The organism is Achromobacter pulmonis, assembly GCF_021733725.1.
Classification (GTDB): domain Bacteria; phylum Pseudomonadota; class Gammaproteobacteria; order Burkholderiales; family Burkholderiaceae_B; genus Achromobacter; species Achromobacter pulmonis.
In genome coordinates this window covers 5,122,001-5,134,299 of record NZ_JAIFOT010000001.1, presented here as the reverse complement: position 1 = coordinate 5,134,299, position 12,299 = coordinate 5,122,001, and the positions used below count along the sequence as shown (strand labels likewise).

General features: G+C 68.3%; 10 protein-coding genes and 1 pseudogene. 4 read left to right on the top strand and 7 right to left on the bottom strand.

Annotation, left to right across the window (positions count from 1 at the left end; all coding sequences use genetic code 11):
• Positions 1 to 2: 2 nt before the first annotated feature.
• The gene (locus tag K2W61_RS23650; RefSeq protein WP_236756698.1) at positions 3 to 692 is read right to left on the bottom strand and encodes a GntR family transcriptional regulator; all 690 of its coding nucleotides are present in this window, start codon (positions 690 to 692) and stop codon (positions 3 to 5) included.
• Positions 693 to 869: 177 nt separating this feature from the next.
• Between K2W61_RS23650 and araD the strand changes: the two genes are divergently transcribed.
• The 3 genes from araD (at position 870) to K2W61_RS23635 (ending at position 4,418) form a co-directional block, all read left to right on the top strand.
• On the top strand, positions 870 to 2,600 hold the full coding sequence (araD, locus tag K2W61_RS23645; protein ID WP_175132130.1) for an L-arabinonate dehydratase: 1,731 nt from the start codon (positions 870 to 872) through the stop codon (positions 2,598 to 2,600).
• Between the two features lie 53 nt (positions 2,601 to 2,653).
• On the top strand, positions 2,654 to 3,364 hold the full coding sequence (locus K2W61_RS23640) for a ribonuclease activity regulator RraA (RefSeq protein WP_175140122.1): 711 nt from the start codon (positions 2,654 to 2,656) through the stop codon (positions 3,362 to 3,364).
• A 64-nt stretch (positions 3,365 to 3,428) separates the two neighbouring features.
• A complete protein-coding gene (locus K2W61_RS23635) occupies positions 3,429 to 4,418 on the top strand; it encodes a Bug family tripartite tricarboxylate transporter substrate binding protein (RefSeq protein WP_236756697.1) in 990 nt (329 codons plus the stop codon).
• Positions 4,419 to 4,527: 109 nt separating this feature from the next.
• On the opposite strand, the gene K2W61_RS23630 is transcribed toward K2W61_RS23635, so the two are convergent.
• Both K2W61_RS23630 and K2W61_RS23625 read right to left on the bottom strand, forming a co-directional pair.
• On the bottom strand, positions 4,528 to 5,514 hold the full coding sequence (locus K2W61_RS23630) for a tripartite tricarboxylate transporter substrate binding protein (protein WP_175132128.1): 987 nt from the start codon (positions 5,512 to 5,514) through the stop codon (positions 4,528 to 4,530).
• Positions 5,515 to 5,595: 81 nt separating this feature from the next.
• Entirely contained in the window at positions 5,596 to 6,720 is a 1,125-nt protein-coding gene (locus tag K2W61_RS23625) for a muconate/chloromuconate family cycloisomerase (protein ID WP_175140018.1), read from the bottom strand.
• 107 nt (positions 6,721 to 6,827) lie between these two features.
• Between K2W61_RS23625 and K2W61_RS23620 the strand changes: the two genes are divergently transcribed.
• Entirely contained in the window at positions 6,828 to 7,712 is an 885-nt protein-coding gene (locus K2W61_RS23620) for a LysR family transcriptional regulator (protein ID WP_175132126.1), read from the top strand.
• Between the two features lie 76 nt (positions 7,713 to 7,788).
• Here the strand turns inward: K2W61_RS23620 and K2W61_RS23615 are convergent, their stop codons facing one another.
• The 4 genes and pseudogenes from K2W61_RS23615 to K2W61_RS23600 form a co-directional block, all read right to left on the bottom strand.
• Complete coding sequence (locus K2W61_RS23615) at positions 7,789 to 8,964, bottom strand: hypothetical protein (RefSeq protein ID WP_175132125.1); 1,176 nt, start codon at positions 8,962 to 8,964, stop codon at positions 7,789 to 7,791.
• A 224-nt stretch (positions 8,965 to 9,188) separates the two neighbouring features.
• Positions 9,189 to 9,848 (bottom strand): annotated as a pseudogene (locus tag K2W61_RS23610) (LysR substrate-binding domain-containing protein); the annotation flags it as partial.
• 20 nt (positions 9,849 to 9,868) lie between these two features.
• Complete coding sequence (locus K2W61_RS23605) at positions 9,869 to 11,422, bottom strand: hypothetical protein (RefSeq protein WP_236756696.1); 1,554 nt, start codon at positions 11,420 to 11,422, stop codon at positions 9,869 to 9,871.
• Between the two features lie 233 nt (positions 11,423 to 11,655).
• The gene (locus K2W61_RS23600; protein ID WP_175140013.1) at positions 11,656 to 12,222 is read right to left on the bottom strand and encodes a hypothetical protein; all 567 of its coding nucleotides are present in this window, start codon (positions 12,220 to 12,222) and stop codon (positions 11,656 to 11,658) included.
• Positions 12,223 to 12,299 lie beyond the last annotated feature (77 nt).

Genomic DNA, 12,299 nt, shown 5'->3' with positions numbered 1-12,299 from the left:
GCTCAATCGGCCAGCACGTAGTCCGGATAGCGTTTGCAGATGTCGGCCACCTGGTTGAGGGTGCCCGACAGGTGCTCGCGCAGGGCCTGCTGCGCGCGGGCGGCGTCGCCGGCCGCGATGGCATCCAGCACCCGCTGGTGGTCGTCCATGATGCGCGCGGCCTTGCCCGCCTCGGGCAGGTGCAGGCGGCGCAGGCGGTCGACGTGGCCGCTGTAGCGTTGCTCCATGTCCCACAGCGCGCTGACGCCGGCGGCCACGTGCATGTCGCGGTGGAAGGCCTGGTCGGCCGCCATGAACTGCGGGTATTGGCCGGCGGCGAGGCAGACGCGCTGGCGCTCGATGCTGGCCTGCAGCCGCTGGATCAACAGGGTGTCAGGCTTCTGCGCGAGCAGGTGCACGATTTCCAGCTCGATCGAGCGGCGCAGGAAATGCGCCTGGCGCGCCGCGGCGATGTCGATGCGGCTGACCACGGTGGTGTGCTGCGGATAGATCTCGACCAGCGCTTCCTCGGCCAGTTTCATGAGCGCGTCGCGGATCGGCGTCTGGCTTACGCCATAGGTCTCGGCCAGCGTCACCCGCGACAGCGGCGTGCCCGGCGCCAGATCCAGGGACATGATCTGGTCGCGCAGATGTTCGAAGACCTGGGGCGCCGCGTGGCGCGAACGGTCCAGTCTGAGCTTGGGGCTGGGCATCGGAGCGTGGTTCGGTAAGGGCTGGTGGTGACGGAACGCCCCGGTACGGAGCGATCCTGGAAGCGGAGTGTAGCGGGTTTCCACCTAGCTGACGCACTAATGTATTAGTGTTTAAATGATCCCGTCAACGCATTCGTCTCTTTCACATTGCACCGCACCCAGGACCCGCACCCGCCTATGAAACGCACCTACGAAAGCCTGCGCAGCGCCGCCTGGATGGCCAAGGACGACCTGCGCTCGTTCGGCCATCGTTCCCGCATGATGCAGATGGGCTACGGCCCCGACGATTGGGCCGGCCGCCCCATCATCGCCATCATCAACACCTGGTCCGACCTGAACCCCTGTCACAGCCACTTCAAGCAGCGCGTCGAGGACGTCAAGCGCGGTGTGTTCCAGGCCGGCGGCTTTCCGGTGGAGCTGCCGGCCATTTCGGTGTCGGAATCGTTCGTCAAGCCCACCACCATGCTGTACCGGAACATGCTGGCGATGGAGGCCGAGGAACTGCTGCGTAGCCACCCGGTGGACGGCGCGGTGCTGCTGGGCGGCTGCGACAAGACCACGCCGGGTCTGCTGATGGGCGCCATCAGCGCCGGGCTGCCCTGTGTCTACGTGCCCGCCGGCCCGATGCTGCGCGGCAACTGGAAGGGCAAGATCCTCGGCTCCGGCTCGGACGCCTGGAAGCTGTGGGACGAGCGCCGCGCCGGCAAGATCACGCAGGAACAATGGACCGAGGTCGAAGGCGGCATCGCCCGCAGCTACGGCACCTGTATGACCATGGGCACGGCCAGCACCATGACCGCCATCGCCGAGGCCATCGGCATGACGCTGCCGGGCGCCTCGTCGATTCCGGCGGCCGACGTCAACCACATGCGCATGTCGGCCGACTGCGGCCGCCGCGTGGTCGAGATGGTCTGGGACGACCTGACGCCGCAGCGCATCCTGAGCCCGGCCTCGTTCCACAACGCCATCAACGTGGCCATGGCCATGGGCTGCTCCACGAACGCCATCATCCATCTGGTGGCTATGTCGCGTCGCGCCGGCCACCCGGTCGGCCTGGACGACTTCGACGCCGCCAGCCGCAAGGTGCCGGTCATCGCCAACATCCGGCCCAGCGGCGACAAGTACCTGATGGAAGACTTCTTCTACGCCGGCGGTCTGCCGGCGCTGATGTCGCGCCTGGAAGGCCATCTGGACCTGTCGGCCATGACCGTCACCGGCAAGACGCTGGGCGAGAACATCGCCGGCGCCGAGGTCTACAACGACGACGTCATCCGCAAGGTGGAAACCGCCATCTACGACGAGGGCGCGCTGGCGGTGCTGCGCGGCAACATCGCGCCGGACGGCTGTGTCATCAAGCCCAGCGCCTGCGCGCCGCAATTCCTGAGGCACACCGGCCCGGCGCTGGTGTTCGACGACTATCCCAGCATGAAGGCCGCGGTCGACGACGAGAACCTGGACGTCACCGCCGATCACATCATGATCCTGCGCAACGCCGGCCCGCAGGGCGGCCCCGGCATGCCGGAATGGGGCATGCTGCCGATCCCCACCAAGCTGGTCAAGCAGGGCGTGCGCGACATGCTGCGCCTGTCCGACGCCCGCATGAGCGGCACCAGCTACGGCGCCTGCATTCTGCACGCCGCGCCCGAGGCCTATATCGGCGGCCCGCTGGCGCTGGTCAAGACCGGCGACCTGATCACCGTCGACGTGCCGGCCCGCACCATCCACCTGAACGTCAGCGATGAGGAACTGGCCGCGCGCCGCGCCGCCTGGACGCCGCCGCCCAAGCGCTACGAGCGCGGCTACGGCTGGATGTACTCGCAGCACATCCTGCAGGCCAATGACGGTTGCGACTTCGACTTCCTCGAAACCGGCTTCGGCGCGCCGGTGCCGGAACCGGAAATCTTCTGAACCCGACGCTTGCGTCCCTATCCTGACGACCCCTGGAGCTTTCCGTGTCCGACATGAATCCCGCCACCCGCGCCAAGCTGGCCGGCATCAGTACCGCCACGCTGTGCACCGCCTTGTTCAAGCGCGGCCTGCGCAACCAGTTCATCCAGGACGTGCGGCCGCTGAACGCCACGCTGCCCAACATGGTGGGGCCGGCCTTCACGCTGCGCTACATCCCGGCGCGCGAGGACCTGAACACCATCAAGGTATTCGAGGACCGCGCCCACCCGCAGCGCGCCGCGGTCGAGACCTGCCCGCCGGGCGCGGTGCTGGTGATGGACAGCCGCAAGGACCCGCGCGCCGCCTCGGCCGGCTCGATCCTGGTGACCCGCCTGATGCAGCGCGGCGTGGCCGGCGTGGTCACCGACGGCGGTTTCCGCGATTCGCCCGAGATCGCCGAACTCGGCTATCCCGCCTACCACAACCGGCCGTCGGCGCCGACCAACCTGACGCTGCACCAGGCGCTGGACATCAACGCGCCGATCGGCTGCGGCGACGTGGCCGTGTTCCCCGGCGACATCATCGTGGGCGACCGCGAGGGCGTGGTGGTGATCCCGGCGCACCTGGCCGACGAGATCGCGGACGAAGCGGTCGAGATGACCGCGTTCGAGGACTTCGTCACCAGCCAGGTGCGGCAGGGCGCGTCAATCCTGGGCCTGTATCCGCCCACCGACCCGGCCAGCAAGGACAAGTTCGCCGCCTGGCGCAAAGAACAGGGCCGTTGAGCCCTGGCGCCGGCCATCCGGCCGGCGACCCATGCCTATAAAACAAAGAGGGCAGGAGACAAGCATGAACAGACAACGTCGCAGCGCGCTGGCCGCGCTGCTGGCAGGACCGCTGCTGGGCACCTGGGCAATGGCGGCCACGGCCGCCGATTGGCCCGCGCAAAAGCCGATTTCCTACGTGGTGCCGTTCACCGTCGGCGGCTCGACCGACGTGGTCGGCCGCATGCTGGCGCAGAAACTGGGCGAGCGGCTGCACCAGAACGTCATCGTCGAGAACAAGCCGGGCGCGGCCGGCGGCATCGGCGCGACCTACGTGGCCAAGGCCGCGCCCGACGGCTACACGCTGTTCGGCGGCACCATCAGCACCCACGCCATCAACGCCAGCCTCTACAAGAACCTGAAGTACGACCCGGTCAAGGACTTCGAGCCGGTGTCGCTGATCGCCTACCTGCCCAATGTGCTGCTGGTCGATCCGAACCTGGGCGTGAACTCGGTGGCCGACCTGATTGCGCTGCTCAAGAAGGACCCGTCCAAGCGCACCTTTGCCTCGTCCGGCGCCGGCACGTCCACGCACCTGGCCGGCGAGTTGTTTTCCAGCATGATCGGGGTGCCGCTGACGCACGTGCCGTACAAGGGCACGCCGCCGGCCATGGTGGATGTGTCCTCGGGCGCGGTGACGTTCATGTTCGACCAGATGACCGCCGCCTTGCCGCTGTTGCAGAGCGGCAAGCTCAAGCTGCTGGCCGTCACCACCAAGGACCGCATCGCGCTGGCGCCGGACGTGCCGACCATGCAGGAGGCCGGCGTGCCGGGCTTCCAGATGGCGTCGTGGCAGGCAGTGTACGCGCCTAAGGGCACGCCCCGGCCGATCCTGGACAAGCTTGCCGCCGAGATCGCGGTGATCCTGAAGGAACCCGATGTGCGGGAAAAGCTCGGCAAGACCATGGGCATGGAACTGGTCGGCAGCACGCCGGACCAACTGCGCGCCCTGATGGCCACCGAGATCCCGCGCTGGGCCGAGGTGGTGAAGAAGTCGGGGGCGACGGTGGAGTGATGGCCGCGCATGGGCGCAAGCCCGCGGCGCATCATGCAAGACCTGATTGCCACCCCGGCCCTGGGCCGGGGTTTCCGGTTGTGCGGGCCCGACCGGACCCGCCACGGACTCAGTTGATCTTGATGTTGCGTTCCTTCACCAACACCTTCCACTGCGCGGTTTCCTTGGCCAGGTAGTCGCGCAGCTCGTCGGGCGTGCCGCCGATGGATTCGGCGCCGATCGACGCCAGCGTCGCCTTGACCTTGGGTTCGTTCAAGGCCTCGCGCATGGCGGTGTTGAGCTTGGCCACCACCTCGGGCGGCGTGCCGGCCGGCGCGAAAGCGGCGAACCAGGGCATCAGTTCGTAGCCGGGCAGGCCGCTTTCCGCCACGGTGGGCACGTCGGGCAGTGCGGCCGAGCGCTTGGCGGTGGTCACCGCCAGCGCGCGCAGCTTGCCGGCTTCGATGTGCGGCTTGGCCGAGGTGATGCTGTCGAACATGTAGTCCACTTGTCCGCCCAGCAGATCGGCGATGGCCGGGCCGCTGCCCTTGTACGGCACGTGCAGCATGTCGATCTTGGCCATCGACACGAACAGCTCGCCGGCCAGATGGATCGAAGTGCCGACGCCGGCCGAGGCATAGGTGTAGTGATTGGGCTGCGCCTTGGCCTTGGCGATCACCTCGTTGACGCTCTTGACATCATTGCGCGCCGGGTTGGTGACCAGCACGTTCGGCACCACCGCCAGCAGCGAGATGGGCGCGAAATCCTTGATCGGATCGTAGTTCAGGTCGGCGTACAACGCCGGGTTGACCGCCATGCCGTTGGCCACGATCAGGATCGTATAGCCGTCGGGCTTGGCGCGCGCCACGCTGGCCGCGCCGATATTGCCGCCCGCGCCGGCGCGGTTCTCGATGATGAACGACGTATTGAGCTGCTTGCCCATGGATTCGCCCAGGGTGCGGGCGATGCTGTCCATGGCGCCGCCCGGCGGGAACGGCACGATCCATTTGACCGGGCGGTCGGGGTAGCCCTCGGCCAGGGCGGTGCCGGCGGCGCCGAGCAGGGCCAGGCCCATGCAGGCCCGGGCGAGGTGTTTGAAGGCGTAGCGCAAAGCCATAGCGTGTCTCCGTGTGCTTGAATTATTCTGTCCGCGCGCCGGTGCGGGGCGGCGCGCGGGACCAACGTGGGGCAGGGCGCGTCAGCGGTCCCTGCGGTAGAAAGCCAGTTTGTCTTCATCCAGCACCAGGCCCAGGCCGGGGCCGGTGGGGATCTCCATTTCGAAATCGCGGTAGCGCGGCGCGCTGGCGACGATGTCGTCCTTGAGCAGCAGCGGGCCGAACAGCTCGGTGCCCCACGACAGCCGCGGCAGGCAGGCAAACCCGTGGGCCGAGGCGATCGAGCCGACCGAGCCTTCCAGCATGGTGCCGCCATACAGCGACAGGCCGGCGGCATCGCCCACCGCCGCGGTGCGCAGCATTTCATGGATGCCGCCGGACTTGGCGATCTTCAGCGCCAGCACGTCGGCCGCGCCCTGGCGCGCGATGGCAAGCGCGTCCTCGGGGCCGTTGACGGCTTCGTCGGCCATGATGGGCACCACGAAGCGCGCCGCCAGCCGCGCCATGCCGGCCAGGTTGGCGCGCGGGATCGGCTGTTCGATCAGGTCGACGCCGGCCGCTTCCAGGCGCGCGATGGCGCCGGCCGCATCGGCCTCGTTCCAGGCCTGGTTCACGTCCACCGTGACGCGGGCGCGGTCACCCAGCGCCTGCTTGATGCGCGACACGTGGGCCACATCGTCGGCCACCGCGCGGCGGCCGACCTTGAGCTTGAAGGTGTTGTGGCGGCGGCTGGCGAGCAGCGCTTCGGCTTCCTCGATATCGCGCGCGGTGTCGCCGCTGGCCAGGGTCCACAGCACCGGCAGGCGATCGCGCACGGCGCCGCCCAGCAGGGTCGAAACCGACACGCCCAGGCGCTTGCCCTGGGCATCGAGCAGCGCGCTCTCCAGCGCCGACTTGGCGAACCGGTTGCCGCGCGCCACGCTTTCCAGGCGCCGCATCGCGGCGTGAATGTTGCTGGCGTCCAGGCCGGCCAGGGCCGGCGCCAGATAGGTGTCGATGGCCAGCTTGATGCCTTCCGGACTTTCCTCGCCATACGACAGGCCGCCGATGGTGGTGGCTTCGCCGATGCCTTCGATGCCGTCGCTGCAGCGCAGGCGCACGATCACCAGCGTCTGGCGCTGCATCACCGCCATGGCCAACTGGTGGGCGCGGATGGTCGGCAGATCCACCAGGATCGCTTCGACCGCGTTTATCGTTACCGGATTCATACTTTCCAAGGCAGGTTGATCAGATAAGGCGCAGTATCGCTTGCTAAAAGTCCTCAAGTCCAAGACTATATGAGTCTATATTGATACCTTTTGGGTCCGAATAGATCATGGAATTGCGGCATCTGCGATATTTCCAGGCGGTGGCGCGCGAAGGCAGTTTCACCCGCGCCGCCGAGGCCCTGCACATGGCCCAGCCGCCGCTGAGCCGCCAGATCCGCCAGATGGAAGAAGAACTGGGCGTGGCGCTATTCGAGCGCACGACCCGGGCCCTGCGCCTGACCGAAGCGGGGCGCTTTTTGCTGGAGCAGTCACTGTCGCTGACGGCGCGCCTGGACGAAGTGCTGGCAGGCACCCGGCGCCTGGGACAGGCGCGGCGCCGCTGGTTCGGTATCGGCTTCGTGCCGTCGACCCTGTACGGTTTCGTGCCCGAACTGATCCGGCAACTGCGGGGCGCGGACGAAAAGGTCGAGGTCGGCCTGGCCGAGATGACCACGTTGCCGCAACTGGAGGCGCTCAAGGCCGGCCGCATCGACCTGGGCATCGGCCGCATCCTGCTGGACGATCCCGCGATCGAGCGCCGCGTGCTGATGACCGAGCCGCTGATGGCGGCGGTGCCGCGGCATCATCCGCTGGCCGCTTGCGCCAGCGTCTCGGTCGACCGGCTGGCGCGCGAGCCGTTCCTGCTGTATCCGGCGCGGCCGCGGCCCAATTTCGCCGATCACGTGCTGGACCTGTTCCGCGCCGCAGGCCACGCGCCGAAGGTGGTCCAGGAAGCCAACGAATTGCAGACCGCGATCGGTCTGGTGGCGGCCGGACTGGGGGTGACGGTGGTGCCGGCCTCGGTGCAGCGCTTGCAGCGGCGCGACGTGGTCCACGTGCGGATCGACGCGGCCACGTTCGTGTCGCCGGTGATCGCCAGCTATCGCAAGGACGATGGCTCGCCCTTTCTGGCGCGGGCGCTGGCCCTGGCGGCGCGCCTGGCGCAGGCATGACCAGGTATGGACGCGCGCGATCGCGCGCCGCACGCTGCCGGTCGTGTCGACGCGCCGCCGGCTCGCGCCGGGATGCCTAGGCGGCGCGGGCGCCCGCGGCGGCGGGGAAATCGGGCAACGCGATATCGCTATGGCCGGCCCGCACCCAGCGCACCCGCTCGCGCGTGGCATCGATGCAGCCCCCTTCGGCGTAGACGCCCTGGGGGTCGCGGATCCGCATCATGCGCGCCAGGATGTCGGCGCAGGCCGCTGGGTCGGCCAGGGTCTGCTGCATGCGGTCCTTGACGATGGCTTCGTCGATGTAGCGCTTGCCGGCGGCGTCGGTGCGCAGGCCGTGGCGCCAGTGGTAGATCTCGACGCACTTGGCGGTCAGCGTGTAGGGCGCGCCGCGTTCCCAGAAATTGTTGAACAGGCCGCCGCCCAGGTAGAACACCCATGAGCCCTCGTAACCCTCCACATCCGAAGACGCGGCATCGGGGTTGCGGAACCAGAGCCGGTCGCCCGGCACATAGAAGCGTTGCGGCAGCGGCGCCGCCAGCGTGCCGTACTCCCGCAGGAACGTGTCGTGGAAGCTGCCGGACATGACCGCGCGCGTTTCCCACTGGCGTTGCAGCCGCTCGCCCAGCTCGGGATTGGCCTCGCGCAGCTCCTGGGCAATGCCGAGCACGGTGACGTATTCGGTGGCGCGGTAGCAGGAAAACGCATACAGCTGGCCGGACGCCTCGGGTTGCGTGGCCTTGCGCAGGCCGTCGATCAGCGAGCGTCCCGGCAGTATGGTGAAGCCGCGCGCCTCGTCGTAGGTCCAGTAGTCCTCGGGGCGTTCGGCATGCTCGGTGTCAAAGGCCAGCGCCGTCTTGCCGGCCGCGCGCACGATATAGCGGCGGATGCGCACGGCCGATTCCAGCTCCGCGACCGAGGGAAAGTCGAACGCCACCGGGCTGGCCAGCATCGCCAGCATGATTTCGCGATCGAGGTCGGCGTCGTCCGCGTCGGTGCGCAGGCTCAGCGCCCGCGCCACGCCGGTGGTGTCGTGCTCGGGCAGGTAGCTGGCGGCGAAACCGGGGGTGAGGGCGGCGTGGATGAACGGCGCGGCCTCGCCGCGAACCTCGCAATGGGCGGCGGTGCGCAAGCCCAGGTCGGCCAGCAGGCGCTGCGCGGCCTCCAGCGCGACGGCCGTCCCGGCCGGATCGGGGCTAGCGATGAGGACCCCGCCTGGGTCGGGATGCGGCGGCGATTGCAGGGTAGACGGCATGGGAGGCGAACCGGAAAGCGGCGGACCCGATTACGAGGGTTGCCCAGCCGGGAGAGGGCCTTTCGGCCGCAAGCGGACATGGACAACGGTTTCCCTGCCGGGTCTGCGCGGGGGGCAGGGAAATGCCACGAAGGCGGGGTCGATTGTAGGGGCGCGGCCTTAATATCCGCTTTAATTTTTCGTGTCCGGGGCGCGTGGCGCACGGCCGCCGCCGGCCCCGGGGGTCAGGCCGGGACGCCGCCAGGGGGCGGCATGGCTACCGGCGCATGCCGCGCCATCAGTTCCACCACCCAGTCGATGAATACCCGCAGCTTGGCGCTGACGTGGCGGTTGGGCGGGTAGGCGAGGTACAGGGGCATGGCATCGAGCTGCCAGTCCTCGAACAGCGGCACCAGTTCGCCGCGCTCGGCGTGGTCACGCGCCATGTAGTCCGGCAGCCACAGCACCCCCATGCCGGCCAGCCCCGCGGCCAGATAGGCGTTGCCGTCATCCATTGCCACCACGTAGCGGCCGTGCACGTGCAGGTTCTCGTCGCCGCGCCGCATGGCGTAGGGCAGCGGCTTGCCGCTGCGCGACCAGAGAAAGCCGACGATGCGGTGGTGGCTGTCTTCCAGGTCGCGCGGATGATCGGGCGCGCCGGCGCGCCGCAGATAGGCGGGCGCGGCGTAGACGCGCAATTGCAGGTCGCCGACGCGGCGCGCCACCAGCGACTGGTCGGTCAGTTCGCCGCCGCGCACCACGCAATCGACGGTCTCGCCGATCACATCGACGATGCGGTCGCTGACGCCCATGTCGAGCTGAATGTCCGGGTAGCGCGCATGGAAGGCGGGCAGGGCGGGCACCAGGATCATGCGCGCCAGCGGGCTGGGCACGTCGACCCGCAGGGGTTTGCCGTGGTGCCGGATCAGCCGCGCAGGCGCGCCACGGCTTGCGCCAGGTTTTCCTGCTTGCGGATCAGGGCGGCCTCGACCTGGTCGCGCGGCGTGGCGGTGTCCTGCAGCGGCGCCTTCAGGTCGGCGGCGCGCAGCAGGGTCATCAGGTCCTGCGTGCGCGTCTGGGTGATGGGCGTGATGCTGCTCTGGTCGACCAGCTTGCCCTTGACGAACTTGCTCACCAGGGTCGACATCGTGCTGGATTCGGTGAACGAGGCCTTGGCCAGTTCGCCGTCTTCGTAGGCGATGTCGGTCTGGTTGCTGCTGGTGTCGCGGATCTGGTGAAAGGCGTAGTTCTGCGTCTTGGGGTCAGCGGTCAGGTTCAACTGCTGGCCGGGCGTGAGCGCGCGATGGTAGCTGGCCGCCAGGGACGATTGCTGTTGCTGCGAGATCGCCAGGTCCAGGCGCGGGCTGCCGCTGCTGCGGGTGTTCTGCGAGGTCTCGTACGAGAAGCTGTCGAGTTCGCGCGGCTGCAGCGGGTTGGAGGCGATCGGCGTCTGGTTGATCGAGGCCGAGAAGTCGGCCAGGCCGGACAGCATCGTGCGATGCACGTCGGCGGGCAGGCCCAGTCGCGTGGTGGCCGTGCCTTGCGGCGCCCAGTCGCCATAGCTCTTGTGCAGGTCGGCAAAGCCCGACTTGAACAGGGCCATCAGGTTGGCATCGCCTTCGCCGCGCTTCTGGGCGCTGTCGAAGCGGGACAGGTAGTTGGCGATGGCGGCCGATTGCTGCTGGGCGCTGCCGAACTGGCCGGGGTTGCTGGCGTCGACGCTGATCTGCGCGGAACCGGCCACCGTCTTGACGCTCAGCGAACGCTGGCCGGCATCGGCCTGGAAATCGAAGCTGACGCGGTCGGGGCCTTCGGCGCCCACCGTGGCTTGCAGCGACACCGACGACAGCACGCTGCCGTCGAACCTGGCCAGCGCGCCCAGCGCCAGCTTGGGCGGCACGGCCGACAGGCCGTCGACGGCTTCCTGGAACGACTTGGACAGGCCCGCGATGGCGTTGCGTTCCTGTTCGGTGAGCCTGGCGTCGCCCACGTCGATCTGCACGCCCAGGCCCTTTTCGTTGCTTTCCAGCGTGACGGTGACCTTGGTGCCGCTGGCGGTGGTGACGCGCAGCGACACCGAGTTGTCGGCCTGCGCCGGGCCCTGGGCCGCGGCGACGCCATCGATGGCTGTGCTGGCGCCGGCGCGCGCAAGCGACAGCGAATAGTTGCCGCCATCGGCCTGCAGGCGGCCCAGCAACGCAGCCGCCAGGCCCTTGAACTGACCGGTCAGCGACGAGGCGCGGATGTTGTCGGACATCAGCGACGACAGCGCGTCGGGTTCCTGCGCCTGTCCGGCGGCGTTGGCCGCGATCGTGTCGGGGGAGTAGGTCAGCACGTTGGCCGTCTGCTGGCCCAGCGTCACCGAGGTGGAGGCCGGGATGTCGGGGCTGCGGTTGACGGTGGCGACGGGGGACACGCCTGATGCCGGCGTCCGCGGGGCGATGACGAGCGGCGGCGTGTAGGCGGAAATCGTGGTCATGTCTGCGTATTCCTGGCGGGCAATCACTGCCCATGAGGCTTGCCGGGGAAGTATCAGACCGGTAACGGCAGGCGCGGCCGGAAACTTAATCGCGCGCCCATTAATTTCGCCATCTTTTCAGAATATCGATTCGCCTTTTCGACAGTATTGGCGCATCGAAAAAACAATGTCGACAACCCCGCCGGAATAATCCTTGCGTGGCCCGGCGCGGTTTACGCGACGAGGTCCGCGCCTTATTTCACGACATAATTCTTCGCTTCGTTTTCGCCGGCCCATTTACGCAACGCGGCGATGAATTCCGGGCAGACGTTGCCATCGACGGTGGCGTCGACGATGACGCTGTCCTGCATGCGCATCAGCACCTTGCATTCATAGACCCGCGTGCGGTTCTGGTAGTAACCGGAGCTGCTCTGCTGGAATACCGGTGTCGCGGCGCTGCCGCGGGTGGCCGGGATCATGCCGACCACCTGCTGGCTGGTGCCGGTCGTCACCCATTCCTGATAAGGCGCCGCCTGGTAATCGGACCACTCCAATTCCAGGGTGTTGCCGACGGCGCGCTTCCTTGAGGGTTCGCCCAGCGCGGCAATGGCATCGTTGATCGAGCGGCCCTGCATGTTGCGGGCCACATTGACGCTGGGGGAGAACGACAGGCCTTCCGAAAAGACCCGGCTCAAGGATGGCAGGGAAGAGCTGCCGCCAGTGGGCATCGGCGCACAGCCGGCCAGGCTGGCGGCGGCGATCAGGCTGCTCGCCAGGCGCAGCGGCATGCGGCGGAGGGAAGGGGGCGCGAGGAACGTCATGGCTTGCGGTCGGTGCTCCGTGGCGGCCAGGCGGGACGGCGGCGATCTTGGTCCGGGCGCGCCAGGCGTTTTGTTTC